Source organism: Phyllobacterium sp. SYP-B3895, assembly GCF_009647635.1.
Taxonomy (GTDB): domain Bacteria; phylum Pseudomonadota; class Alphaproteobacteria; order Rhizobiales; family Rhizobiaceae; genus Phyllobacterium; species Phyllobacterium pellucidum.
In genome coordinates this window covers 702299-726161 of sequence record NZ_WJIG01000001.1, presented here as the reverse complement: position 1 = coordinate 726161, position 23863 = coordinate 702299, and the positions used below count along the sequence as shown (strand labels likewise).

The window sequence follows — 23863 nt, the reverse complement described above, 5'->3', positions numbered from 1 at the left end:
CGACACAAACGAGATGCAAGTTATGCACCCATTGCTCTGCGTGACGGCGAAAACGCGCGATTCGCTGTGCGCGAATCGATGAAGAGGGCGCCGAATCGTTCACGCTGCGGACCATCGAAGTCTGGAACGCACCAGCCCGGCTCAGCGCAGGGACACACGCGAATTGGGCCTGCGTCCAAAATGCTTCGGGTTTATCCGCAACACACTCGCAGGCTGGCCGCCAGGCAATACCAGCCCGACGCACACTCAATCTCCTAATTCCTCCATATCGTGGCACTTGCAACGGCGATTTTTGCGCTGGGTGTTGTTTATTGGCCGTTTGACCATCGCGACCAACAGTCGGCCAATCCTGCGGATGGGAGCTTGTTGTCTTCGGCAAGACATCAATTGGGAGGAGTGTGATGGCCTGATGGATTGGAGGACAGCGGGTTGGATTAAGGGAAATTACGATACGGAAAGTCCCCGAATTTCCTTTGTAAGGATTGCCGCCGATGCTGATGCCACTTTGTTGATCGCGGGGGGGGGCTTAGCAGGAGACACTTCGCTTGAGCGAGAGGATTTCCAAAGCCCAGGACGAAGGCGCTGCACTTCTGATCTCGCGCGACGACATGCCGGGTATGCTTGGTATTCATCGCTAAAGGAGGAACGGTATGAACATAATCAGCCTTGATAAAATTTCCTCCCCTCCGGACGAGGTTCCGCGCCAAACTCCTCATTTGCCACGAGATGACAATGTGATGTTCTTCACGCAGGAACTTGGCGCTGTCGTGACCTTGGCGCGTTGGGAGCGTGCGGATTGCTGTGACTCTATCGTTGCCAATGGTGGAATCGGTTGGGTGTTGTCTGGGATCGTTCGGAAGTGCCTCATACTTGAAAGTGGACAGCGACGCATCGTCGACTTGATCATGCCGGGTGATTTTTTCTGTCTTAAGAGTGATGACACCCGGCAATTTTCCTTCGAGGTATCGACAGATGAAACGGTGACAGCAAGAATTGCACGTCGGGATTTCAATTCGTTGGCGACGCTGCAGCCCGTGCTCTATCGGTTCTTCTATGAGCGAACGTGTCAGACCAATTCCCGACTCGAAGACCATATACTGATTCAGGGCCGCACAACCTCGGCGCAGAAGATCGCGAGCTACCTTTGCCTATTGTCGCGCCGACTATCTGAACAACACGGTGCACCGGTGGTTTTGCCGATGTCGCGGTATGACATCGCGGATCATGTCGGGATTGCGGTCGAGACGGTGAGCCGCGCCATAACCGAATTGCGACGGCAGGGGGTTATCGAACTCGAAACTCCACGCAGCTTGGTCGTACGCGACACCCGGAAGCTGGCCGACGGAATATTGCAGGATTTCTCCTGAGCGGCGATATCTCCCTGACGATCGTCAAGGCGCGTCACGAATTCCGGAGGCATGAAGGCGTTATCCTTAGGAGCGGACGACCATGAAGCCCGAAGCCGATGAAATCCTCGAACAGAGTGCTGTCCGCGAAGTTGCAGGCATCGTCCGGACCCCAAAGATTCTGGACCATGTGGTGGAGGCTCTCGAACACGCTGGCTTCGATCGCGGGGACATCGACGTTATGGCGGATTCTGAGACCATCCGAGACCGCTTCGGAACCATGTTCATTCCTGTCGACGAACTCGCCGATGTCCCGGGCACTCCCCGCGGCGCCTTCATCCAGCGGGACGACGTCTCGATGGTACGCGTCGGAGCGACTGGCGTGCTGTTCTATGTCGGTGCTACCGTCGCGGCTCTAAGCATAGTTGCATCCGGCGGCAGCCTGGCCGCCGCTCTCGCTGCCGCCGCCGCGGCAGGCGCGGCGAGCGGAGGCATCGGAGCCCTCGCCACACGGTTCCTTACCCGCGAGCGAGCCAGGATGATCGAAACCATGATGATGGAAGGTGGTCTTGTACTCTGGGTGCGGGTGCGATCGGAAGAGGCCGAAAGGCAGGCGGAGGAGATCATGCGAGAGCAGGGTGTCGAGCACGTCCGTATCCACGAAATCGTGATCGACAAGCGTCTGGAAGATATTCCGCTTGCCGATGTCATCGCGCGCCGCGATGACGCCGAAACCGCGCCACGCCAAGGTGACGAAAATGGAGGCAGGATCATCCATGATACGCAGACGTTCACATCGTAGATCGGCGCTTGCCTGTGCAGTCGCACTCTTCCTGTTGGCGCCTTCTGGCGCATCGGCCGAGGAAATTGGCCTCGTAGCGTTCGACATTAAAGAGGTTGCAAAAGGTATCAGCGGCAATGCCCTCAAAGTGCGATCGGTGGTGAACGACAAGGGCGAAACCATAGGCCGCATCGATGATTTCATCTTCAGTCGAGATCGCGAACGGGTCTTCGCTGTCCTGGCTGTCGGCGACTTTGTCGGTTTTGGTAGCCACCTGATAGCCGTACCCTTTCGCAACCTCAAATTCGAGGATCGATTGGGTTCGATCGTGCTGCCTGGCGCCAGTCGCGCAGCCCTGTTGAAACTGCCGGTTTTTCTCTACAACCTCTGAAGCCTGAAGATTTACCAAGTGTGATATCAACGATGGAATAGTGCTGATGCCTTTAACAATGAAAATTGTCTGCCCTCACTGTCTGAGCGTCAACAGACTAGGCGACGACCGTGACGCCAGACGAGCGAAGTGTGGCAAATGCAGGGAACGCCTATTCGATGGCCACCCACACGCCGTTGACGAGGCTGCATTCGACAGGCACATCACTCGCAATGACATCCCGGTGGTCGCCGATTTTTGGGCCGAATGGTGTGGCCCGTGTAAGATGATGGCCCCGAATTTTGAGGCCGTCACCGCTGAGATGGAACCCGCGTTGCGCTTTCTGAAGGTTGACACCGAAGCGGAACCGGCAATGGCGGCGCGCTTTCAGATCAGGAGTATTCCGATGCTGATGATATTCCGCAACGGCATTCTCCTCGCACATCATGCTGGTGCGCTTGACCGAGCCTCCTTGCGCGCATGGCTCGCCTCCCTTCCCACGGCATAGATGTTTTTTGTGTCTCCAAGACGAGGAGCGTGGCCACGCTGATGCTGACGGACGATTATCAATCATTGGGGCAAACGGTTCATCAGAGCGTCGCAACCGCCAGCCGCAGAATCGGCCTGCATCGCGCGTGCAGCAATGACTCTTCAAGCACAACCAGGCCCGTGTTCGTGGCGAAGCGGTGGTAGACCCGCGTCAGTCCCTGCCATTGCGGAGGCATCGCGGGTCATCACGTCATGGACTGACGGTGATCAGGTTTTCAACGCGCGAGACACCTGGCACCTGCCAGGCGACCCGCTCAGCCTCCCGGCGTTCAGCCCAAGATCGAACGGAGCCGCTCAGTGTGACGGTTCCACCATCGGTCTCGACGGTTATCCGATTGGCATCGACCTCGGCGTTGCGACGAAAGGACTCTTCGATCTTACGCTTGACCTCCACCGGCGGTACGCGCGGGCTGACCTGGATGAGGTTGGAGACGCCTTTGACCCCGCGAACGTGCCGAACCGCACGTTCCGCCCGATCCTTCGAGTAGTACCACTCAACCTGGCCCTCGAGCGTCAGCCAGCCGTCGCGGACGACCACGCGGATATGCTCGGAAGAATACGGTAGATCGGCCTGGATGGCAGAAACAGCGTCGCGGGCAATCTCCGGGTCTGGTCGCTGATTGAACACAGGCAGGCGCACTTCGATGTCGTTGGCCACACCTGTGACTCCATTGACACGCTTGACGGTGCGTTCGGCTTCCCACCTCTGACTGTAACTGCGGACGAAGCCGCTCAACGTAACGACGCCGCTTTTAACGGCGACGGCGATGTCAGTGGCATCAATGTCGGGGTTCGATCGGAGTTCTTCCTCAACGTCGCGTTTAATATCGATGTCGGATCTTGTATCGGATTTCATGGCTGCGCTCCTGGTGTCATTTTTTATAGATTTGCTGCCAATGACGGGTTCTTTTGGCAGATCGCCATCAGTATGACGTGTTGCTTCCCCGCCCGCGCTGACCACCGTCAATTTTAATGCTGTTGTTGATCAGGCACCAGCAAAGTCGTTGGTGAGTTAATTACTTCCCCAACGACCCACTTGCCACTAATCCCAGTCGTTCTCGCGAGTGTTCGACGTGTTGACGATTGTCAAGGCGGGCACCTGGCGAACGGTGTTGAGTGCGTCTCAAGCGTTGCGGTGGGCCAAGATCATCCCCCGCGTGCAGTGAAGAGTCAGCGATGGAGGCGGACATGGGCACCAAGGTGATCGGTATCGATCTGGGAACGACGAATTCCTGTGTTGCCGTAATGGAAGGCAAGCAGGGGAAGGTGATCGAAAATGCTGAAGGAGCACGGACGACACCGTCCATGGTCGCGTTCGGTAAGGGCGGCGAAGTACTCGTGGGTCAACCGGCGAAGCGCCAGGCCGTAACCAATCCGGAAAATACCATCTTTGCTATCAAGCGACTGATTGGCCGTCGGTTTGATGATCCCATTGTCGAGAAGGATAAGGGGCTCGTCCCCTACAAGATTGTCCGCGGCGACAATGGCGACGCATGGGTGGAGGCAAATGGCAAAAAATACTCTCCCTCCCAGATCTCCGCTTTTATCCTGCAGAAGATGAAGGAGACGGCGGAACGTTATCTCGGAGACAAAGTCGAGAAGGCCGTCATCACTGTCCCCGCGTATTTTAACGACTCCCAGCGTCAGGCAACCAAAGATGCGGGCAAGATCGCTGGCCTTGAAGTCCTGCGCATTATCAACGAGCCGACAGCGGCGGCCCTTGCATATGGGCTTGAGAAAAAGAGACATGGGACAATCGCCGTCTATGATCTCGGTGGCGGTACATTCGATATCTCGATTCTTGACATTGGGGAGGGTGTCTTTGAGGTAAAGGCGACCAATGGCGACACGTTCCTCGGCGGTGAGGACTTCGACAAACGCATCATGGATTTCCTCGCCGACGAGTTCAAGAAGCAGCAAGGCATCGATCTACGTAACGACCGTCTCGCTTTGCAGCGCCTGCGTGAGGCCGCAGAGAAGGCAAAGATCGAACTTTCCTCCACGACGGAAACAACCATAAACCTGCCATTCATCACCGCCGATCAAAACGGGCCGAAGCATCTCGATATCAAACTCTCGCGCGCAAAATTTGAAACCCTCGTCGACGATCTCGTCCAGCGCACGATCGGACCGTGTATAGCGGCCCTCAAGGACGCTGGTATAGACGCCAAGAAGATCGACGAAGTTGTACTTGTCGGCGGCATGACCCGCATGCCTAAAATTCAGGAAATCGTGAAGAACTACTTTGGCAAGGATCCGCACCAGGGCGTGAACCCGGATGAGGTCGTCGCCATAGGTGCCGCGATCCAAGCCGGTGTTCTGCAAGGCGATGTGAAGGATGTCCTGCTACTCGACGTGACGCCGCTCTCACTCGGCATCGAGACGCTTGGCGGGGTATTCACGCGCCTTATCGACCGCAACACCACAATCCCGGCCAAGAAGAGCCAGGTGTTTTCGACTGCCGAAGATAACCAGCAGGCTGTGACGATCCGGGTCTTCCAGGGTGAACGCGAGATGGCTGCCGACAACAAACTGTTGGGCCAGTTCGATCTCGTGGGCATTCCACCGGCGCCGCGCGGCGTGCCCCAAATCGAGGTCACCTTTGACATCGACGCCAATGGCATCGTCAATGTTTCGGCGAAGGATAGAGGCACAGGCAAGGAGCAACAGATCCGGATCCAGGCATCGGGCGGACTTTCCGAAGCCGACATTGAAAAGATGGTGAAGGAAGCCGAGGCCCATGCGGAAGAGGATAAGAAGCGCCGCGCCCTTGTTGAAGCGCGCAATCAGGCGGAGAGTTTGATTCACTCAACGGAAAAGACCTTGACGGAGCACGGCGAAAAGCTCGAAGCGGCAGACAAGACCGGCATCGAGACGGCGCTGTCCAACCTCAAATCAGCGATTTCTGGCGACAATCTTGGCGAAATCGAGTCGAAGACCCGCGCCTTGACGCAAGCTGCCACCAAGCTCGGAGAGGCGATCTATAAAGCCAGCCAGCCCAAGGCGGAGGGCGCTGGCGACCAGACGTCGACCACGACCGGCGATGACGAAGTCGTAGATGCCGAGTTTGAGGAGGTCGACAATCAAAAGGGTTCCAAATCGTAAATTAGCTGGACCCATTACGGGAGGCCGACACATGCCCGAGAAAGACGCCCCGAAGTACCATCCCGATTCCGAGCGTGATACCCCCGCGGCAACGCCCCTGCAAGGGCCGGAACAATCGGTTGCTGGTGTTACTACAGAATTGGCGGCGACGAAGGACCGTTTGCTGCGCTCGCTTGCCGAGCAGGAAAACATTCGCAATCAGGCACGACGGGATCGGGATGAAGCCATCAGATATGCGGCATCGGGTTTTGCCAGCGATTTGTTGTCGGTGGTTGACAATCTGGAACGTGCCATTGCCAGCGTGCCGAATGACAAGCGCTCGGACCCGGCAGTCGCCGGAGTTCTGGCCGGGGTCGAAGCGACGCGGCGGGCGCTTGTCGACGCCTTCAATAAACATGGGATCAAGCGCCTGGACCCAATCGGTGAGCCGTTCAACCCGCATAAACACGAAGCCAGTTTCGAAGCTGCGGATCCGCGATACGCGCCAGGAACCGTGACGAACGTCATTCAGTCCGGTTATGTGCATCATGATCGCCTCCTGCGACCGGCGCTTGTTGGCGTCAATAAGACGTTCGAAGACGCGTCCGCCACGCCTGTCGAGACCCGCTCTAAGACCGATGCACCATAATCTTTCTCAATCAGAGACTTTATCGGCCCGATAACGATCGCGGATGAGCCAGTAGACCGCACCGAGTGCGAGGATCGCCGCTGCCAGCGAAAGGATGTGCCAGGCGTCCGCCTCGGTCAGGTCAAGGATAATAACCTTGCGGCAAATGGCGAGCAGGGCGATCACCACGACCGTTTGTATCTGCACGACGCTATCCTTGCGCTCCGCAACGACCAGGAGGGATTTCTTGAATTCCAAGGCAATGATTACAGTGAATATCATGCCGAATACAGCCTGAAACACCGAATAGTCCAATGGATCGAAGTTACCGGAAAAGATGAAGTCTGATAGAATTTTCAGGATGAGATTCCAGACGGCGGCGACAACGACAAATGCAATAAGCGCCGTCAAGATCAGGATGACGGCATGTTCGAAACGCTGATAAAACGTAAGAAGCCTGAACTCTGCCTTGGCGACCTTCAACTCTTCCCTGATTGACATTGATTGATCCTCTAAAAGCTGCGCTTACATGGCAGTACGTCGGCCTTTCAGTCGGGATGCCCGGCTCCGCAGAGCAGGCGCGACTTCGACCAGTGTTGACGCTGCACCGCGGAGCGCCCGGCGAAGTCCGTGGATCTGATCCACTAGATGCAGGACAATGGCGATGCCCTGGTCATTGACACCCATGTCACCACGAAGATCAAGAATGAGCTGCGCTCGCATAAGGTCTATTGTCGAGAATCGCCAGCCATCGTGCTGTTGCACCGGACGAATCCAATCATCCTCGATCCATTCCGCGAGTGCTTTTGGCTGGATACCGGATATTCGGCAAAACTCGGTCGAATCGAACATTATAACCCCATCTTGCGTCGTGGATTATGGGAGCGTCCCGCCGCCCATTGGGAGACAAACGCTTCAAGCTCGGCATCGGGTGGATCGGGGAGCGTCACCTGTAGGGTAAGATATTCGTCACCGCGCCTGCCGTCCCGCCCTGGAATGCCCTTGCCTTTCAGCCGAAGCGTCTTACCGGTGTTCGACCCCTTGGGGATCGTCGCCGTGACCGGCCCAGTGGGTGTCGGCACGGTCACCTTGCCACCGAGTACCGCTTCGGTCAGCGAGATCGGCAGATCGAGGCGGATATCCCTGCCGTCACGATTGAAGAAGGGGTGCGGTCGGACGGCGATTTCGATCAATGCGTCGCCAGCTTGGCCGCCATCCGGCCCGGGTTCGCCCTTTCCCTCCAGACGAAGTGTTTGTCCATCGCGCGTGCCAGGCGGAATAGACACGTCTATGGTGGACCCTCCTGGCAGAGTAATACGGCGTGATGCGCCGTTCACCGCATCCAGAAAATCCACTTCGAGTTGGTAGTGCCTATCAGCGCCGCGCAGACGGAAATTGCGACGGCCGCGTTGGGAGAAGAAGGTCGAAAAGACGTCGCTCGCGTCGCCGAAATCGGCAAAACCGGACGAATCTTCATAGCGCTGTGAACCGGTACCAGCCTGCGCGAAGTCGCGATAGTATCGCTGTTGCTGCTGCTCCGCGCCGGATGCATCGATTTCGCCGCGATCGAAACGCGCTCGCTTCTCCTCATCGCTCAGGATCTCGTAGGCGGCGGAGAGGTCCTGAAATTTGCCCTGCGCCTCCTTGTCCCCCGGATTGAGGTCGGGATGAAGTTTTTTGGCGAGCCGGCGATAGGCCTTCTGGATGTCCTTCTGCGATGCATCCCGTGCCACTCCAAGTTGGTCATAGGGATCGGCGCTGGCCATCGCTTCCATTCTCCGTTTCGGATGAGCCCAAAGGGCGCTGATCATCTTTGCGACGATAATCCTTGGACAGGCGACATGAATTGACGGTCGTCAACGACGCCGACGACCGGACTGGGCATTGTTGCTCCCAAATTCCATGCTTTCGGACAAAAGGAGAGGTGCCATGCGCGGTGAGACGACGTTCAGAGAAATGCCACCTGCAGGCCGACGATTTGATCCGGTCCACCAGATGCAAAGGGCGCAGACCGACCTGAACAAACTGTTCGGTGGCCTGCGTTTTTATCCCGCAACGGAATTCCCGTTGCTGAATTTGTGGACGGGTCCCGATGGCGGCATCGTTGCGGGGGAGGTCCCTGGCGTTGCGCCCGAGAATCTCGACATCACGATCCGTCGCGACACCGTCACCGTGCGGGGGAACCGACCTCCAGAGACAGTCGATGACGGTACTCTCGTGCAACGGCAGGAACGAATGCACGGTCCCTTCGCACGCACCGTCGTGCTTCCATTTCTGATCGATGCCGACAAGGCGTCGGCCAAGTTCGAGCGCGGCGTCGTCACCCTGACCTTACCCCGCCCCGAGGATGACAAACCCCACCAGATAAAGGTGACGCGGTCGTGATGTCCGCCAACTGAACAGGAGTCCGCGATGAACCAGATCATTTCAAACGGGAGTTCAGTCTCGACCGAGCCTACGAGTTCCGGTCCGACCTTCACGCCCCCGGCAGACATCCTTGAAAAGGGAGAAACGGTCGTCATGCTTCTTGACATTCCGGGCGCCGATCCCGCGAGCCTTGATGTCACGCTCGACAAACGTATCCTGACAATTGCGGCTCGTGTGACGTCGGCCGCTCCGGAGGGGTATATGCCCACCTATATCGAATTTCGAGACGGCACCTATGAGCGCCGCTTTGTCTTTTCAGAAGAAATGGACGGCGAGCACATCGACGCCCTGCTGAAGGACGGGGTTCTCCGCCTGACCATCCCCAAGGCTACCAACACCACCAAGAAGATCCACGTCAAGTCAGAATAAAGGAGGATGCCATGCGAGTGACCGATCTTATCCCGTGGAAGTCTGCGCGCGGGTTCGAGCCCGCAGCGCGCAGCGAGCGTGATCCCGTTGCGACGCTGCAGAACGACGTCAACCGTGCCTTCGATGATTTCCTGCGCCTATTTAATGTGCCCTTCTCTGGTTTCCCCGCCTCGTTTCTTGACGGCAGCTCCGGCATTCAGGTTGACGTCGCCGATACAGATAAAGAGGTGAAGGTCTCGGCGGAATTGCCGGGAATGGACGACGCGGACATTGACGTCAAGGTAAGCGATGGCACACTTGTGATCCGCGGTGAGAAAAAGACCGACCGTGAGGTCGATGAGAACGGCTATATTCTGCGCGAGCGAAGTTTCGGTGTTGTTGAACGAGCCTTGCCCTTACCAGACGGCATCAATGCGGGCGCAGCCCAGGCACAGTTCAAGAGCGGCGTCTTGACAGTGACGATCCCGAAGACAGCTGAAGCGCAGAGCGGCTCAAAGCGCATCCCGGTGCGGTCCAATTGACGGCACTGGCGGGGACTTGCCTACGATCGACGACACAGATGAGCCTCCCCACCTGAATGCGGTGCTGTCACAAAGGCGCCGCATTTTTTCTAGCATCTTCACGGCTACCTACGCGAAGAAGGAAGGGCAGTCGATGAGTGTGTTGCCACGTGTGACGGAATTGACCCGGGAACGGATTTCGCGGGAATTCGACGACCTCGGACCAGACGCCTGCTTGGCCGAGATCAAGGCGGACCTGAGCCAGCATAATCCCGAATTGCTTGACATGGCGATTCGATGGGCCGGGGGAGAACCAGAAGCAGCCGGTCTCATGACAGCGTTCGGTATGTTCTACCGGCTCCTTGCGGCAGAAGTGCATGCTCCCATGAGATCCAGTGCCCTCAACCCGCTTCCTCGCGTGTCGATCGAAGTTCGCGACGCTATCGTCAAACGCATCGATCGTACCGGCAGCGAAACTTTCACACGCGAAGCGATCGACAATCTCGAAGTTGCCAACCCCGAACTCCTGCAGATGGCGCACGGATATGCATCGCGACGCCTCGATTACGGCCGGACGATGCAAGGTTTGGCGCTTCTCCACGAAGCGTTGCTCATCCAGTCCCAGCGCGATCAAGCAAGCCGACATTAGACGAGCTGTTGCAACAGCTCTGCCCGAATCTGATAACCGTCAAGGCGGTCAGGATGTCCCCGTCCTAGCATTTCTCTCGCTGCACAAGTCCTGCTGTTGCAGGTCAAACCGCACCAACCAAGGGAGAGATTGAGATGAGGACCGATAGTGACATTAAGCGCGACGTCGAAGCAGAATTGAAATGGGACCCTGACATCGATGCGACGGACATCGGTGTTGCCGTAAAGGGTGGCGTCGTGACCCTAACCGGTTTCGTGCGCAGCTACATGCATAAATATCAAGCCGAACGAGATGTGAAGCGTGTCGCCGGTGTGGCCGGTGTCGCCAACGACATTGAAGTCCGACTTCCGTCGGGTAGTGAACGGCCAGACCCGGAAATCGCACGCGATGCGGTCGCCGCCCTCAAGGCAGAGCTGCCGTATTCCTCCCAGAACATGAAGGTGACCGTCAAGAGTGGCTGGGTAGAACTCGAAGGTAGCGCCGAGTGGAACTACCAGCGCACGCGCGCTGAGGAGGCGGTGCGGCGGGTCAAGGGTGTCAGGGGGGTGAGAAACCTGATTGTTCTCAAGCCCAGCGTGGCGCCGTCCGAGATCAAGGGCAAGATAGAGGAAGCTTTCCGCCGCAGTGCGGAGATTGACGCCAAACGCATCACCGTCGAAGCCAACGGCGGCGAGGTGATCCTGAAGGGTACAGTTCGATCTTGGGCCGAGCGTCAAGAAGCCGAACGCGCCGCTTGGCGGGCGCCTGGAGTTACAAAGGTCGATAACCGTATTACCATCAGCGTCTGACGCACCAGCGGCAGCCGATCAGCTTAGACCAGGACGACCCGCTTGAATGATGCGCCGGAAGCGCTACGGAAGATCGTGGCGACCGGCGCATCGTCTCGGTTCAGAAGGTTCTTTGGATTTTGCGACCAGCACTTGCTAGTTTGCCTTCCGGGGCATTGTGTTCTCCGATCCACACCCCCCGGGGAGTCGCAATGAGCAAATCGTGGATGTCCTTGCGAAACAGTCACCCGATGAAGGTCCGCATGATGCCTGCCGGACGGGAAAAAAGTAGCCGGTCCCCGGTTACGTTGGGCTCATGCTGCGAAGGCGCGTCGCGAACGTGGCCGGAAACCGCAATTCGCACGAAAAGCGCATTGCTCGACCGACATGTTGTGATGGGTGAATGCGGACGCGTCGGGCGCCTCGTTGCTACTGCATTTGAGGGTGGCAAAGATGTCATACATCGCCATCAAGTCCGATCTCGCGCGCTTCAACGAAATTCAACGACTAGGCCACACGGTCGTTCACGGTGATGCCGCACATCGCCGGATCCTGTCCGCCGCCGGCCTCGCAAAGGCCAGGCGGTCGTCATAACTTTTGATAGGCACTCCGCGTTGGAACGGATCCTGAAGTTCGCGAGCGAGCAGCAAAGGTCATTACCTCCCTTCGCGCCGAGTTCAATTCGGAGCTTCGGGAAGAAGTCGACATCTGACGACGTGCGGCCATGCAACAGCTCCGATTTCGCGCCGTTGACGATCGTCAAGGCGATCGTTTCCTCCCGCCGATACGGTGCGCAGTACAGCTTCGCAAAAAACGACCAGACCGACGAGGTGCCCCATGACCTGGTTCCAGGCCTACAATTCAGACCTAGAGAGCGCACGAAATGCGATGCTCGCAGACAACTGGTGGGTCGTTGCACTGCGGGGCGCGTTGGCGATCACGTTTGGCGTCGCTGCATTCATTGTGCCGGCTGCAACGATGCTGGCCTTCGTGCTGGTCTTCGCCGCCTATAGCCTCGTTGACGGGCTATTCAGCATGGCGCTGGCAGTACGAGGCGCCCGTAAGGGTGAACGCTGGGGACTCCTGTTTCTCAATGGACTGTTCGGGATCGCAATCGGGATCGCCGCGGCGATGTTGCCTGGCATTACGGTGCTCGCCTTCGTCCTCATGGTCGCTGCTTGGGCTTTGGTGTCGGGAGGCTTGATGCTTGGGGCGGCCTTCGCGCTCAAAATCAGCCACGGCCGCTGGTTGCTTGTTTTTGGTGCTATAGCTTCCATCATCTATGGGGCGCTTCTGCTTGTAAGTCCGTTGATTGGTGCCCTCGTGCTCACATGGTGGATGGGAGCACACGCACTTGTTTTCGGCGTAACTTTGCTCGCGCTTGCCTTCAGGCTTCGCAAGCATCGAGGCGAACATATGCCGGATGCCATAGCGGCATCGGGCTGAGTTATGGAGAGAGTCATGGCCAACACCCTTGCTAAAGGAACACGAGCTCCCGGCTTCACCCTGCATGTCACGCCGGATCAAACCCTGTCCCTGAACGAGTTTACGGGTAGACGCGTGGTCCTCGCTTTCTACCCCGCCGATTGGAGTCCCGTCTGCGGTGACCAGATGAGTCTTTATAACCACATCCTGCCCGAATTTCGCAAGCACGGCGCAGAGCTGCTCGGTATTTCGGTCGATGGAGCCTGGTGTCATCAGGCGTTCGCGCGTGAACGCAAGCTGCACTTTGCACTACTGTCGGATTTCGAGCCAAAGGGTGACGTGGCCAAATCTTACGGCGCCTATCGAAGTGCGGAGGGGGTTGCCGAGAGGGCGCTTTTTGTCATCGACGAAAAGGGGATGATCGCGTGGAGCTACTGCTCACCTATTGCGGTCAATCCAGGCGCTGACGGTATCCTGGATGCGCTCGAAGCGCTTCCTCCGATGGAGAAGAAAGATGGCACAGCTCAGAATTCCCATAACGTCGCATGACCATATCCTGGGAGACGACAATGCGATCGTGACGATTGTCGAATACGGCGACTACCAGTGTCCGCATTGTGGGGCGGCGCAGCCGATCCTCGCTCAGATCCTGGAGCACTTTGGAAACCGGCTTCGTCTTGTCTACCGGCACTTCCCGTTGGTTGAGGTCCATCCCTTCGCCGGTGCGGCGGCCGAAGCAGCAGAATTCGCCGGCAGCCGCGGAGTCTTCTGGCAGATGCACCAGGCCATTTTTGCCAATCAACACCTATTGAGCATACCGCTTCTCATTTCGCTGGCCGCAAACCTGAAGCTTTCGCCAATCGCGCTGCGCGACGCGCTCGCATCCGGCACGTTTGCGATCAAGATCCAAGGGGACTTCATCGGAGGTGTGCGAAGCGGCGTCAATGGAACGCCGACGTTTTTCGTGAATGGTGTACGGCACGACAGCCCCTACGGCGTGGCGACGCTGTCCTCAGCGATTGATCAGGCGATCCTTGCCGCTGCAGCGTGATGACGCCTCTGCGTGAAGTGACAATCGTCAAGGCGTACAGGGGCGATTGACCATCATTTTACCGCATCACAACCGGTGCTCTGCCACAAGGAGATTTACTATGCTATCGCTCGACGATAACTCGAATGCAGGCGTCCTCACAACAACGCGCCCTCATAGCGTAAGCCGCCGCACCCTATCAGGGGTGATGCTGTCAATCGCCGTGCTGTTTGCATCCGCAGCACCCCAGACCTTGGTGCAGGCGGCGGTGGCGCTTATCGAAGTCAATGTTAAGGAGGTGGCCCAAGGTTTTCAAACTTCGGAACTGGTCGGAACAGCAATCAAGAACGATAAGGACGAGAAAATTGGTACCCTTGACGATCTCATTGTCACAAAGGATCGCAGCCTCTTTGCGATTCTGCAAGTCGGGGGTTTCCTGGGGCTCGGTGGCTATTTGGTCGCTATCCCCTACGAGAGCCTGAACATCAGTGATGACGGGCGCAAAATCACGCTTGCGGGAGCCTCCAAAGAGGCGCTGCAAAAGCTGCCCGAGTTTAAATTCAAGAAGTAGCCGTTTCTGGTGCCCCGGCGAACCGTCAACACGATGTCAGGCTAACTTTTCGGGGTACTAAGATGCCTGTTTCAGGCGCATGTTTTCGGCACGGCCTTCCACTCTGGCAGGGCATTCAGGCGGTGGAGATACATTGGGTGTACCGAACGGCGTAAATGGGTGGAACGAAGAAGTTGCGCGCGGTGGTCAAAACCGCTGCAAGCATCCCGACTATCGGAAACATTGAATCGCTCCCATTTCGCATCGGCAGGTGGGAATTTTCCGCCAGATTGTTCAACCCTTTGTTTTTGTCGATGTTCAGCGTCCTCCATAATGGAGGCGCGCATACACCGGCCCGTATTTTCGTGTCCATTACCGGACCGTCTACGGTCGAGTTGTGTTTAGCAAGCATCGTGATCCTTAGCGGACACTGCGCAGGTTTTATGCAGTTGTCTGCACCCGAAAACTGAGGTTTCCGAAAGGTCGCTTAGTCAAATTTAATATCACACAACATAAGGAGATTGTGCCCGCCAGCCGCCGCGACTTCGAGTGCGCGCCGGGCGCTTTCCTGCCCGCGGATGTCGGCAAGATCGGGCAGGCCGGTCGCGCTCGTCTGCATGGCCGGCTCGGGCCGGGAGAGAACCTGTGTGCCGCGAAAGTGGTTGGCGAGGGCAATGAGGCTGCGCGGCGCAAGGATATCGATCTCGGGTCCGGCCCAGGCAGCCTCAGGTCCACACGGGGCCGGGCATATCAGCCCCCGATCCTGGCGGTTAGCGGCGATGGCTGCAGGGAGAACCCCCGCCACATGCGTGATGGTGCCGTCGAGCGAGAGTTCGCCAAGTACGACATAGGATTGCAGCACATCGGCGGGGATGGCGCCGAGCCCGGCCATCAACCCCACGGCGATGGGAAGATCGTAGTGACTGCCTTCCTTGGGAAGGTCCGCGGGCGCAAGGTTGACGGTTACCTTCTTGACCGGCATCGACAACCCGGATGCATGCAAGGCGGCTTGGACCCGCTCGCGGCTTTCCGCGACAGCCTTATCCGGGAGGCCGACAATATGGATATTGTGGCCAAATAAATTAATCGATATTGGATGTGCTTGAGTCGAGCATGCTAGTCTACAAAGCCCAGCAGAAAGTCGAAGCTTCTTAGAGGCGATCGCCACTACACGAAAGCGGGCAAGATAGAACGATTGGGGCACAAAGGAACTAGATCAGTTTCCGCATTTACGATAGTCGGGCCTGATACCGAAAGGGGACGTTTGTGATGGATATGAATGTAGCCCTTAGCGAGCTCTCCATAAACGTTTTTCAAGTCAGCTTCGCACGCTAGGCAGGCCGTTCCGTGAATCTTGATAGCTAACGCGCGCAACTCTGGTTTTCGTTCGTACCGAGTCCCATAGACAGCTAATTTGGCACCTTCCTGCACGGTGGTTGTTAAGTCTATATCCACAGCGACATCAAGTTCGCCGTTATCGAAAACCAATTGCGCAAGCCTTCCGACGGTCTCGAACAGTGATAGGGGTGCGGGGCGCACGCCGTCACGCCAAAAACGCTCCCTTAACCTGTCAACGTGTGCCACCAGCACGGGCCGTTGGGAGTGACCTCGGTTAGGTCGGATTGGCCGTCGTTACTTCCTCTGTAATTACCTCGAAGCGAGTTAGTAATGAGGCACCGAAACTGGTGGATATGGCCACGTCGGTTGCGTCACGCCCGGTGGCCATGAGTATGCGCCCTATGCGCGGCGTATTGTGGCGGGCATCGACGGTGTGCCAGTGGCCGCCAAGATACACCTCGAACCATGCGCTGAAGTCCATGGGATCCGGATTGAATGGGACGCCGATGTCGCCAAGATAGCCCGTGCAATAACGCGCGGGAATGTTCATGCAGCGGCAAAGGGTGATGGCGAGATGGGAAAAATCTCTGCACACGCCTGTCCTGTCCGTATATCCGCCGTAGGCTGTCCTGAGGGGATCGGCTTTCTGATAGTGGAAGGTTATGTGGTCATGGACATAGTCCCGGATCGCCTCAACCCGAGGCCATCCCAAGGGTGTCGATGAGAACTGCGACCAGGCAAAGTCGCCCAGTCTGTCCGTGTCGCAATAGCGGCTGCCGAGGAGGAAGACGAGCACATCGTCGGGCAAATCCTTGATTTAGTGCTGGATGCATTTCGGGGAATGACGTCTGGCTCGCCGCCGTCATAGATTACAAATTCAGCGGAAATTGTCGTAAGTCCGGGCGGGGCGACGATACGGGTGCAGGCATGCCAAATCTATCCTTATAACCCCACGCATCGATTGGCTGGTCGAAAGTCAGTTTCTGTTCCGTCAGAAGATCGACACGCCGCGAGGGATGAATATCAGCTCGAGCAACATCGCTGTCGGCTGCGGGCACTCGTAGCCCAACGTGAACCCGGCGCGTATCTTCATCGTCTCTCCTTGATTGATAGCCGACTGCCTTGTTGACAATCATGCGGCAACGCAGGGAGCCACAATGGGTTCCCTGCAAACCTTTAATTATGGCATCGTGTTCTCTGTAGTGACATTCACCTGCACCGACATTCCATCATAGGCGGAGGCGTCACCGTCGTAGCTTCCGGTCAATGGAATGGCTTGCCGCGGGTCACGGGCAACAGCCACCCGGATCAGATCCCTGTTTCCCAATATCCCGTTCGTCGGATCGAATTCCACCCATCCGGCTCCCGGAAGATAGATTTGGCACCACGCATGAGTCGATCCGCCGCCGCGAGTTGTCGAGCCATCGCGACTTGGCACGTAAATGTAACGCGTGACAAAGCGCGCCGCTAATCCCAATAAACGGGCGGCCTCGATCATCAGCACGGCAAAGTCCCGGCAGGTGCCTCGCCGTAGTTGCAAAGTCTGAACAGGGGACTGCGTTCGGGTCGTTTGCCCGCCGGATTGCAATGCTCTCGCAGCACAATTGGACCCTACAAAAATACAAAACGGCAGAGGAAACGACAAGAACCTGGGCGGTGGCAAGGCTAAACAAGCCAAACGTCCCGGCCCAATCCACCAGATGGAGCTTCAAGTGAATTTTGAATCTTTTTTCCCTCTGACGCGCCGACAAGCTTTGATCGCCGGAGCAACCACTTCCCTTACCATCAGCGTCCCGACGCTCGCAGCGCAACAGAAGTCAACTCACCGCAAAGGAACTGAATCCATGACTGAAGCCTACGTGCGAACCAAAGACGGCGTTTCCATCTACTACAAGGACTGGGGTCCGAAGGATGCGCAGCCCATCGTTTTCCATCACGGTTGGCCGCTTTCGTCGGACGACTGGGATACACAAATGCTCTTCTTTCTTCACAACGGCTACCGTGTTGTTGCTCACGACCGTCGTGGGCATGGTCGCTCCGAGCAAGTAAGCTATGGTCACGATATGGATCACTATGCTGCCGATGCCTCGACCGTCGTCGAACACCTGAATCTGAAGAACGCGGTCCATATCGGCCACTCGACCGGCGGCGGCGAAGTCGCTCGCTACGTTGTGAGGTATGGTGAGCCGCAGGGTCGGGTCGCCAAGGCTGTACTTGTCAGCGCCGTACCGCCACTGATGCTGAAGACTTCATCCAATCCGGGCGGCCTTCCAATGGAAGTGTTTGATGGCATCCGCAAGGGCGTCGCTGAGAACCGTGCTCAGTTGTTCGTCGATTTCCCCACTGGCCCGTTCTATGGCTTCAATCGTCCGGGTGCCAAGGTCTACCAGGGAGTCATCCAGAATTGGTGGCGTCAAGGCATGATGGGTGGCGCGAAGGCTCACTACGATGGTATCAAGGCCTTCTCGGAAACCGACCAGACAGGAGACCTGAGGGCGATGACCGTGCCGACGCTTGTGATGCATGGTGATGACGACCAGGTGGTGCCGATCGACGACGCCGGCCGCCTGTCGGTTAAGCTGGTCAAAAACGGCAACCTCAAGGTCTACAAAGGCTATCCGCACGGCATGCTCACGACTCACGCCGACGTCATCAATCCCGACCTCTTAGCGTTCGTGAAGGGCTAGGCCTGATCCATCGCCGAAACAGCATTGAGACAGGCTCGAAACGGATCGGCGGGATAGTGTCTCGCTGGTCTTGGTCGCTGTTGATCTTCGATCACCGGCATCTGAGACGCCAGACATCGATTGCCCAGGTGCAACCCGGCGCGAGTTCGGTGGCCAGATGAACTTGGCGGCTCGCCACTTCCGCATCCCTTCAGCGGCCTTGGCATTTCGCGCGGCTTTGATCGCATCATCGTATTTCGTCATGGGCTATTAAACCAATTACCAATTCCAACCACTTCCACAGTCACGCGCTTTAACAACTTTATCATTCGAGATAGTCGGTTCACGGGGGCGTAGTACTAAATGGAATTTGTTGCTACAGAGTCAATGTATCCTGGTGGGCAGCTTTGGAACATCATAGTGATTTAGGCGAGCTATTTACTGGCTTCGAACTATCATCAGGCGACATTGCATCACTTAAAGCAGTAGCGTTGCTTGCTGCGTTCAACAGGGTGGTTACGGCGGTAACGAGCTGTGCGATCACAAACGGTTTTTGCAACATCACACTCTCCGGCACACCGTTTGCAGACCATTCCTGAGCGCTATCTCCTGGCGGAGACCAACGGTCTGCCCAAGGGGGCGCTTGCCGGCACGTATAGCGGAATTGGTGCAAACGCGTCGGTCGGCCCCGGCGCAGGAGCAAATATCCTGGCTGGTGGCACAGGCGCGCATTTTCATTGCAGCCGATCTCTGTCGAAGGTCAGGAAGGCATAAACATTGCCCGTGGGGTCATAACTGTAACCTTAAATCCGGCTGCAGCTTCTGATTAAGAATCGCACGAAATGCCAAGCTCGTAGAAAGAGACATTCAACCGTGCGGTCGAACCCCAAGGCGTCAGCTAATTGGTGCTTTGGAGCAGGAACCGACAAGACCAGTTAACGAGCGCCATCAAATATTGTCCCAACCAAACGAGTGGAGACTTAAGGTGCCGGACACGTCACGTGACTCGCTAAGCATATCAAAAGATCAGACCGATGATCTTGGCGAGCCCACACCAATCCATCTTGCGGCCGCTGAGCCGCCCAAGGCTTCGAAAGCGGCGGCGATCATCGTTGCGTTCAGTGTGCTGGCGATCGTTGGTTTGTCATTATGGTATCTCGTTCAACCGCAGCCGCTTCTGGTGCAGGGTGAAGCCGACGCCACGCGCATTGATATTGCGGCTCGTGTTGATGGCAGGGTCGGGCAGCGGCCGGTTTCACGTGGCAACAACATCGCGGCCCAGCAATTGCTCGTGGCGATCGATAATCCGGAGCTGTTGATGAAGCTCCATGAGGCGGAGGCCGCAAGGACCGTCGCCCTAGCCGACCTGGCACGCATTGAGGTAGGCACGCGCGCCGAGGATATTGCAGAACGAAAGGTTGCGGTCGCGTCGGCCGAGGCCAGTCTGACGCTTGACCAACAGACGTATGACAGGGTCAAGCAAGTCACTGCGGGCGGCTTCGAGCCAGTGGCGAAGCTCGATGAGGCGACCGCATCGCTGGATGTGGCCAGGCGAACTCTGGAGCAAGCAAAGCTTGCCTATCAGGAAGCTGTGGCCGGCTACACTGCCCAGGAGCGTGGCGTGGCCAAGGCTGCCGTCGCCAAAGCTGAGGCTGCGATCGCGACCCTCCAGGCACAGGTTAACGAGCTAACCGTCAAGGCCCCGATTGCGGGGCAGGTGTATCAGATCGGCGTGGAACTCGGCGAATATGTCTCGCCCGGCGTGCCGCTACTCTCGCTTGTGGATCTCGACGACATCTGGTTGCGCTTCGATCTTCGCGAGGATCTGGTCAAGGATCTGAAAGTGGGCGACCGGTTCACGGCCAAGATTCCTGCGCTTGGCGATACTCCCATAACCGTCGAGGTCCGCACGATCGCCACCCGCGGTGAATACGCCGGATGGCGTGCCACGCGCGCGACCGGCGACTTCGATCTCAGGACCTTCGAGGTGCGGGCCTATCCGATCGAGAAGCTCGCCAACCTCAGGCCCGGCATGAGTGCCTACGCGGACTGGAATGGAGCGCACTGATGCCAAGCGTGCGTCGTTTCGGGATTATCGACGTCGCCGTCCGCGAGGTGATCTGGATCTGGCGCGACAAGGTTGCGCTGCTGCTCGTTGCCGGCATCCCGGTGATTGCCTTTGCGATCCTTGCCGCAACATTCAGCAATGCCGTGATCCGCGATCTCCAGGTGGACGTGGTCGATCAGGACCGGTCCAAAACGTCCGAGACCTTCGTGCAGGCAATCAATTCAGCACCCGGGGTCAGCGTGGCGAGACGTTCCTCCGATCTCAATGGTGCCATGCACGCCGTCCGTTCAGGCGATGCGATAGCGGCGGTCTATATTCCAGATAATTTCGAGCGCAACATCACAAAAGGAAGTCGACCCCAAGCGGTGATTTTCTTCAACAAACAGTTCTTCACGCCCGGCAATGTCGCATCGAGTGCGCTGCAGGCCGCGATATCGGCGGCCGTCGCCGACCTGCAGCCAGGGTCACAGAGTACTGCCTACGCGCCAGGGGCGCTTGTTGTCGAACAATATGTCTTGACCAATCCCGCATTGAACTACGCCCAGTTTCTGCTACGGGCGATCCTGCCGACTGTGCTCCATGTCATGATGGCAATTTCGGGGGGCTTTGCGGTCGGCTCCGAGTTCGGGTCGCGCAACATGCGCGAATGGCTTTCCACGGCCGGAGACAGCATGCTCATCGCACTTGTCGGCAAGCTGGCACCTTACTTTGGGATATTCCTCGTCATGATGGCTGCCGGGCTTATGATTATTCACGGCGGTTTCGAGATACCATTCCGTGGCGACCCCGCGTTGGCGGGTTCTGCGGCTTGTTTTCTGATCGTTGCCTATTTGTCGTTGGGCGCACTGCTGCAACTCCTTGTCAAGAACCTGGCTTTCGGTCTCAGCCTGACCGGCGTCATCTGCTCACCGGCTTTCGGCTTCGCCGGCGTCGGCTTTCCGGTCCTGGCAATGAATGCCTTCGCCCTCGCCTGGGGCACAATACTGCCTCTGCGCTGGTACATCCAAATCCTGTTCGACCAAGCGGCCCGTGGCGCTCCGGTAGCAGATTCCGTGCAACCTTTCATGATGCTCGGGGGATTGGCCGTGGTCTATTTCGGCTTGGCCTGGCTGAGGCTGCGCTCTGTTGCACGGCACCCGCTACCAAGGCCGGTCGAAGCTCCCGAACGGCACACGTCTTGTAGGTTCGGCATCGTTCGGGCATTCACTGAGGAATATGGCCGAGTCATCCGCGACCGCAGCGCCTTCGGCCTGATTGTTGTGGCGCCGATCATCTACGGTGTTTTCTACCCGCAACCCTATCTCAGCCAGCTCATCAAGGACATCCCAATCGCCGTCGTGGACAACGATTCCTCCGCCGTCAGCCATACGATCATCCAAGCGGTCGATGCCGACGAAGCAGTGAAAGTAGCGCTTCGACCGACGACGTTGGCAGAAGCGCAGGCGGCTCTCTCACGCCGGGAAGTGTTCGGTATCCTGAGTATTCCAGCAGGAACTGAGCGCGAGATACTGAAGGGCGATCAAGCCAGATTGCCCGCCTACGTCGATTCGGCCTATTTCCTGCTCTACAACCGGACATTGCAGGGTATTCAGGAGGGAGTAGGAGCGGTAACGACGGATATCGCGGGGCGCGGCGCCCGGCCAGATGGCAGCCTGTTCCGCGCTGCTCTCGTGAAAAGCTCGCCTGTCGAGATTCTGAACCAGCCGCTGTTCAACCCCACCGGCGGTTATGCCAGTTATGTTGTTCCGGCCGCTTTTCTATTGATCTTGCAGCAGACGCTGCTGATGGGCTCCGCAACGTTAGGTGGGGTCGCCTATGAGCACGGCGGTCGCAGCGGTCGCCGCCGTCGTGGCACCGTGTCAGCGATGATTGGTCAAACCTTAGCGCATCTGCTGCTGGCGTTGCCGGGCTATGCCTTGTTCCTAGTCGTGTTGCCAAGGGTCTACGGTTTCTCTGCAAATGATCGTGTGCTCGACCTGATCGTCCTGGCCATTCCCTTCATCCTGTCGGTCAGCCTCCTCGGCCAGTTCGTCGGTAGCTGGTTCAAGCGGCGCGAGACCGCGGTAATGCTGTTCATTGCGATCAGTCTTCCGATCTTCTTTCTGGTTGGCGTCGCGTGGCCGCTGGAAGCGATCCCGCCAATCCTTCGGACGATCAGTTTTGTCCTTCCAAGCACCTCCGGGATCGACGGCCTGGTGCGGGTCAACCAAATGGGAGCGACTCTGGCGGACGTCTCGCGAGATTGGATGCGGCTTTGGGTGCTGACAGTCGTTTACGCGATCCTTGCCGTTGTTGCTGCCCGGATGGCTTCGCGCAAGAGGATGTCTGATGCGCGTTAGATCGAGACGCGGATTTGCAATCGTACTCGCTATCGCGAGCGCTATAACATGTATCGTTGGACAGGCAGCGGCGGAGCAGGGCAAGCGACCGATTCCGGGTATAGTACGGCAGACCGAGATTCGTATCGCACCCGATACAACCGGCCGGCTGGCGTCGATTGCGGTGACGCCGGGCCAGCATGTCCACAAGGGTGAGCTTCTTGCCGTGCTAGACAATCCAGAGCTGACAGCATCGGTTGGTGAAGCTAAGGCGGCTGCAGCGAGCGCCAAGGCTGAGCGGGATCGGGTCTATTCAGGTGTGCGGGCGGAAGAGGTGGCAATCGCCACACAGGCGGTCCAGACGGCTGAAGCCAATCTTCTGCTAGCGAAGCAGACGTATGCGCGTGCATCCGACCTTGCCGGCAAGGTCTTCGCCAGCAAACAAACACTCGACCAGAGTACAGCCTCGCTTGCAAAGGCAAAAGCCGACGTCGATCTCAAGCGTGCACAAGCTGCAAAAGCAGCCGCAGGTCCCACCGCTGAGGAGCGCTTTCTGGCCGATGCCCGGGTGGCTCTCGCAGAGGCGACAGTCGCGGACCTCGAGGCCCAGTTGAATAAGACCAAACTTACAGCGCCGGCGGATGGGATGATCGGCATCCGCGTTGCGGAGCCGGGCGAAATCATCCAGCCTGGAAAACCGGTAATGACGTTAGAGGCCGATGGCCAAGCCTGGTTCGCCTTTACACTGCGCGAAGATGATCTGCAGGAAATAACGGTCGGCAAAGCCCTAACGCTCACGGCGCAAGACGGCCGCCAAATCGATACTCATGTGACGGAACTGCGTCCACTCGGGGAGTTCGCGACCTGGCGCGCAGCCCGTGCCGTCGGCGACCATGATCTCAATTCGTTCCGGCTCCGCCTTGAACCAACCGGCAATACAGATGGACTGGAGCCCGGCATGACCGTTTGGCTAACCGCCCAACCGTAGGGGCACAAGG

General features: G+C 57.7%; 25 protein-coding genes and 3 pseudogenes. 21 read left to right on the top strand and 7 right to left on the bottom strand.

Going from position 1 to position 23863, the window contains the following annotated elements; translation table 11 throughout:
- The first annotated feature begins 650 nt into the window (after positions 1 to 650).
- From GF108_RS03465 to trxC, 4 genes are all read left to right on the top strand, one after another.
- Positions 651 to 1367 carry a helix-turn-helix domain-containing protein gene (locus tag GF108_RS03465; RefSeq protein ID WP_153666878.1) on the top strand — a complete coding sequence of 239 codons (717 nt, stop codon included), beginning with the start codon at positions 651 to 653 and terminating at the stop codon, positions 1365 to 1367.
- Positions 1368 to 1449: 82 nt separating this feature from the next.
- A complete protein-coding gene (locus GF108_RS03460; RefSeq protein ID WP_210386051.1) occupies positions 1450 to 2148 on the top strand; it encodes a hypothetical protein in 699 nt (232 codons plus the stop codon).
- Positions 2123 to 2518 carry a PRC-barrel domain-containing protein gene (locus GF108_RS03455; protein WP_153666877.1) on the top strand — a complete coding sequence of 132 codons (396 nt, stop codon included), beginning with the start codon at positions 2123 to 2125 and terminating at the stop codon, positions 2516 to 2518. The genes GF108_RS03460 and GF108_RS03455 overlap by 26 nt, the downstream gene beginning before the upstream one ends.
- A gap of 46 nt (positions 2519 to 2564) precedes the next feature.
- Positions 2565 to 3005 (top strand): thioredoxin TrxC, encoded by a 441-nt coding sequence (trxC, locus tag GF108_RS03450; RefSeq protein WP_153667322.1) that lies wholly within the window; start codon positions 2565 to 2567, stop codon positions 3003 to 3005.
- 231 nt (positions 3006 to 3236) lie between these two features.
- Here trxC and GF108_RS03445 read toward each other — a convergent pair whose 3' ends face one another.
- Entirely contained in the window at positions 3237 to 3902 is a 666-nt protein-coding gene (locus GF108_RS03445; RefSeq protein ID WP_153666876.1) for a BON domain-containing protein, read from the bottom strand.
- Positions 3903 to 4234: 332 nt separating this feature from the next.
- Here GF108_RS03445 and dnaK point away from each other — a divergent pair, with 332 nt between their 5' ends.
- Complete coding sequence (gene dnaK / locus GF108_RS03440; protein WP_153666875.1) at positions 4235 to 6151, top strand: molecular chaperone DnaK; 1917 nt, start codon at positions 4235 to 4237, stop codon at positions 6149 to 6151.
- A 31-nt stretch (positions 6152 to 6182) separates the two neighbouring features.
- Positions 6183 to 6779 (top strand): nucleotide exchange factor GrpE, encoded by a 597-nt coding sequence (locus GF108_RS03435; protein ID WP_172982561.1) that lies wholly within the window; start codon positions 6183 to 6185, stop codon positions 6777 to 6779.
- Positions 6780 to 6785: 6 nt separating this feature from the next.
- Here GF108_RS03435 and GF108_RS03430 read toward each other — a convergent pair whose 3' ends face one another.
- The 3 genes from GF108_RS03430 to GF108_RS03420 are packed head-to-tail and all read right to left on the bottom strand — an operon-like array spanning position 6786 to position 8524.
- The gene (locus GF108_RS03430; RefSeq protein WP_153666873.1) at positions 6786 to 7259 is read right to left on the bottom strand and encodes a phosphate-starvation-inducible PsiE family protein; all 474 of its coding nucleotides are present in this window, start codon (positions 7257 to 7259) and stop codon (positions 6786 to 6788) included.
- Between the two features lie 24 nt (positions 7260 to 7283).
- A complete protein-coding gene (locus tag GF108_RS03425; protein WP_153666872.1) occupies positions 7284 to 7610 on the bottom strand; it encodes a chaperone modulator CbpM in 327 nt (108 codons plus the stop codon).
- Positions 7610 to 8524, bottom strand: coding sequence for a DnaJ C-terminal domain-containing protein (locus tag GF108_RS03420; protein ID WP_153666871.1), 915 nt, complete (start codon positions 8522 to 8524; stop codon positions 7610 to 7612). Before GF108_RS03420 ends, GF108_RS03425 begins: the two co-directional genes overlap by 1 nt.
- A gap of 163 nt (positions 8525 to 8687) precedes the next feature.
- Here GF108_RS03420 and GF108_RS03415 point away from each other — a divergent pair, with 163 nt between their 5' ends.
- The 10 genes from GF108_RS03415 (at position 8688) to GF108_RS03370 (ending at position 14496) form a co-directional block, all read left to right on the top strand.
- Positions 8688 to 9143, top strand: a complete 456-nt coding sequence (locus GF108_RS03415) for an Hsp20/alpha crystallin family protein (RefSeq protein WP_246663826.1) — start codon at positions 8688 to 8690, stop codon at positions 9141 to 9143.
- A gap of 27 nt (positions 9144 to 9170) precedes the next feature.
- Complete coding sequence (locus GF108_RS03410) at positions 9171 to 9554, top strand: Hsp20/alpha crystallin family protein (protein WP_153666870.1); 384 nt, start codon at positions 9171 to 9173, stop codon at positions 9552 to 9554.
- Between the two features lie 11 nt (positions 9555 to 9565).
- Positions 9566 to 10075, top strand: coding sequence for an Hsp20/alpha crystallin family protein (locus GF108_RS03405; RefSeq protein WP_153666869.1), 510 nt, complete (start codon positions 9566 to 9568; stop codon positions 10073 to 10075).
- 16 nt (positions 10076 to 10091) lie between these two features.
- On the top strand, positions 10092 to 10703 hold the full coding sequence (locus GF108_RS03400) for a hypothetical protein (protein WP_246663825.1): 612 nt from the start codon (positions 10092 to 10094) through the stop codon (positions 10701 to 10703).
- A 134-nt stretch (positions 10704 to 10837) separates the two neighbouring features.
- Positions 10838 to 11491: a BON domain-containing protein gene (locus GF108_RS03395; RefSeq protein WP_153666868.1), complete on the top strand. Its 654-nt coding sequence runs from the start codon at positions 10838 to 10840 to the stop codon at positions 11489 to 11491.
- Positions 11492 to 11869: 378 nt separating this feature from the next.
- Positions 11870 to 12064 carry an NAD-binding protein gene (locus tag GF108_RS03390; protein ID WP_370462066.1) on the top strand — a complete coding sequence of 65 codons (195 nt, stop codon included), beginning with the start codon at positions 11870 to 11872 and terminating at the stop codon, positions 12062 to 12064.
- 243 nt (positions 12065 to 12307) lie between these two features.
- On the top strand, positions 12308 to 12916 hold the full coding sequence (locus GF108_RS03385; protein WP_153666866.1) for an HdeD family acid-resistance protein: 609 nt from the start codon (positions 12308 to 12310) through the stop codon (positions 12914 to 12916).
- Positions 12917 to 12931: 15 nt separating this feature from the next.
- Entirely contained in the window at positions 12932 to 13444 is a 513-nt protein-coding gene (locus GF108_RS03380; RefSeq protein ID WP_153666865.1) for a redoxin domain-containing protein, read from the top strand.
- Positions 13445 to 13472: 28 nt separating this feature from the next.
- A complete protein-coding gene (locus GF108_RS03375) occupies positions 13473 to 13946 on the top strand; it encodes a DsbA family protein (protein ID WP_370462065.1) in 474 nt (157 codons plus the stop codon).
- Between the two features lie 100 nt (positions 13947 to 14046).
- Complete coding sequence (locus GF108_RS03370; protein ID WP_172982560.1) at positions 14047 to 14496, top strand: PRC-barrel domain-containing protein; 450 nt, start codon at positions 14047 to 14049, stop codon at positions 14494 to 14496.
- A gap of 487 nt (positions 14497 to 14983) precedes the next feature.
- On the opposite strand, the pseudogene GF108_RS03365 reads toward GF108_RS03370, so the two are convergent.
- From GF108_RS03365 to GF108_RS03355, 3 genes and pseudogenes are all read right to left on the bottom strand, one after another.
- A pseudogene (locus GF108_RS03365) lies at positions 14984 to 15535 on the bottom strand (magnesium chelatase domain-containing protein); the annotation flags it as partial.
- Between the two features lie 552 nt (positions 15536 to 16087).
- A pseudogene (locus GF108_RS03360) lies at positions 16088 to 16906 on the bottom strand (transglutaminase family protein).
- Positions 16907 to 16993: 87 nt separating this feature from the next.
- A complete protein-coding gene (locus GF108_RS03355) occupies positions 16994 to 17434 on the bottom strand; it encodes a transglutaminase family protein (RefSeq protein ID WP_370462095.1) in 441 nt (146 codons plus the stop codon).
- A 223-nt stretch (positions 17435 to 17657) separates the two neighbouring features.
- Between GF108_RS03355 and GF108_RS03350 the strand changes: the two genes are divergently transcribed.
- The 5 genes and pseudogenes from GF108_RS03350 to GF108_RS03330 all read left to right on the top strand — a co-directional run bounded on the left by GF108_RS03350 (position 17658) and on the right by GF108_RS03330 (position 23853).
- Positions 17658 to 18500, top strand: a complete 843-nt coding sequence (locus GF108_RS03350) for an alpha/beta fold hydrolase (protein WP_370462064.1) — start codon at positions 17658 to 17660, stop codon at positions 18498 to 18500.
- Positions 18501 to 19013: 513 nt separating this feature from the next.
- Positions 19014 to 19309 (top strand): annotated as a pseudogene (locus tag GF108_RS22655) (DUF992 domain-containing protein).
- A 155-nt stretch (positions 19310 to 19464) separates the two neighbouring features.
- Positions 19465 to 20547: an HlyD family secretion protein gene (locus GF108_RS03340; protein ID WP_370462063.1), complete on the top strand. Its 1083-nt coding sequence runs from the start codon at positions 19465 to 19467 to the stop codon at positions 20545 to 20547.
- Positions 20547 to 22886, top strand: coding sequence for an ABC transporter permease (locus GF108_RS03335; RefSeq protein ID WP_153666862.1), 2340 nt, complete (start codon positions 20547 to 20549; stop codon positions 22884 to 22886). The genes GF108_RS03340 and GF108_RS03335 overlap by 1 nt, the downstream gene beginning before the upstream one ends.
- Positions 22876 to 23853, top strand: coding sequence for an HlyD family secretion protein (locus GF108_RS03330; RefSeq protein ID WP_153666861.1), 978 nt, complete (start codon positions 22876 to 22878; stop codon positions 23851 to 23853). Before GF108_RS03335 ends, GF108_RS03330 begins: the two co-directional genes overlap by 11 nt.
- The last annotated feature ends 10 nt before the right edge of the window (positions 23854 to 23863 follow it).

Coding starts and splice junctions, on each gene's coding strand:
- GF108_RS03465 (WP_153666878.1), top strand. CDS start 651: ATGAACATAATCAGCCTTGATAAAATTTCCTCCCCTCCGGACGAGGTT.
- GF108_RS03460 (WP_210386051.1), top strand. CDS start 1,450: ATGAAGCCCGAAGCCGATGAAATCCTCGAACAGAGTGCTGTCCGCGAA.
- GF108_RS03455 (WP_153666877.1), top strand. CDS start 2,123: ATGATACGCAGACGTTCACATCGTAGATCGGCGCTTGCCTGTGCAGTC.
- trxC (WP_153667322.1), top strand. CDS start 2,565: ATGCCTTTAACAATGAAAATTGTCTGCCCTCACTGTCTGAGCGTCAAC.
- GF108_RS03445 (WP_153666876.1), bottom strand. CDS start 3,902: ATGAAATCCGATACAAGATCCGACATCGATATTAAACGCGACGTTGAG.
- dnaK (WP_153666875.1), top strand. CDS start 4,235: ATGGGCACCAAGGTGATCGGTATCGATCTGGGAACGACGAATTCCTGT.
- GF108_RS03435 (WP_172982561.1), top strand. CDS start 6,183: ATGCCCGAGAAAGACGCCCCGAAGTACCATCCCGATTCCGAGCGTGAT.
- GF108_RS03430 (WP_153666873.1), bottom strand. CDS start 7,259: ATGTCAATCAGGGAAGAGTTGAAGGTCGCCAAGGCAGAGTTCAGGCTT.
- GF108_RS03425 (WP_153666872.1), bottom strand. CDS start 7,610: ATGTTCGATTCGACCGAGTTTTGCCGAATATCCGGTATCCAGCCAAAA.
- GF108_RS03420 (WP_153666871.1), bottom strand. CDS start 8,524: ATGGCCAGCGCCGATCCCTATGACCAACTTGGAGTGGCACGGGATGCA.
- GF108_RS03415 (WP_246663826.1), top strand. CDS start 8,688: ATGCGCGGTGAGACGACGTTCAGAGAAATGCCACCTGCAGGCCGACGA.
- GF108_RS03410 (WP_153666870.1), top strand. CDS start 9,171: ATGAACCAGATCATTTCAAACGGGAGTTCAGTCTCGACCGAGCCTACG.
- GF108_RS03405 (WP_153666869.1), top strand. CDS start 9,566: ATGCGAGTGACCGATCTTATCCCGTGGAAGTCTGCGCGCGGGTTCGAG.
- GF108_RS03395 (WP_153666868.1), top strand. CDS start 10,838: ATGAGGACCGATAGTGACATTAAGCGCGACGTCGAAGCAGAATTGAAA.
- GF108_RS03385 (WP_153666866.1), top strand. CDS start 12,308: ATGACCTGGTTCCAGGCCTACAATTCAGACCTAGAGAGCGCACGAAAT.
- GF108_RS03380 (WP_153666865.1), top strand. CDS start 12,932: ATGGCCAACACCCTTGCTAAAGGAACACGAGCTCCCGGCTTCACCCTG.
- GF108_RS03370 (WP_172982560.1), top strand. CDS start 14,047: ATGCTATCGCTCGACGATAACTCGAATGCAGGCGTCCTCACAACAACG.
- GF108_RS03350 (WP_370462064.1), top strand. CDS start 17,658: ATGACTGAAGCCTACGTGCGAACCAAAGACGGCGTTTCCATCTACTAC.
- GF108_RS03335 (WP_153666862.1), top strand. CDS start 20,547: ATGCCAAGCGTGCGTCGTTTCGGGATTATCGACGTCGCCGTCCGCGAG.
- GF108_RS03330 (WP_153666861.1), top strand. CDS start 22,876: ATGCGCGTTAGATCGAGACGCGGATTTGCAATCGTACTCGCTATCGCG.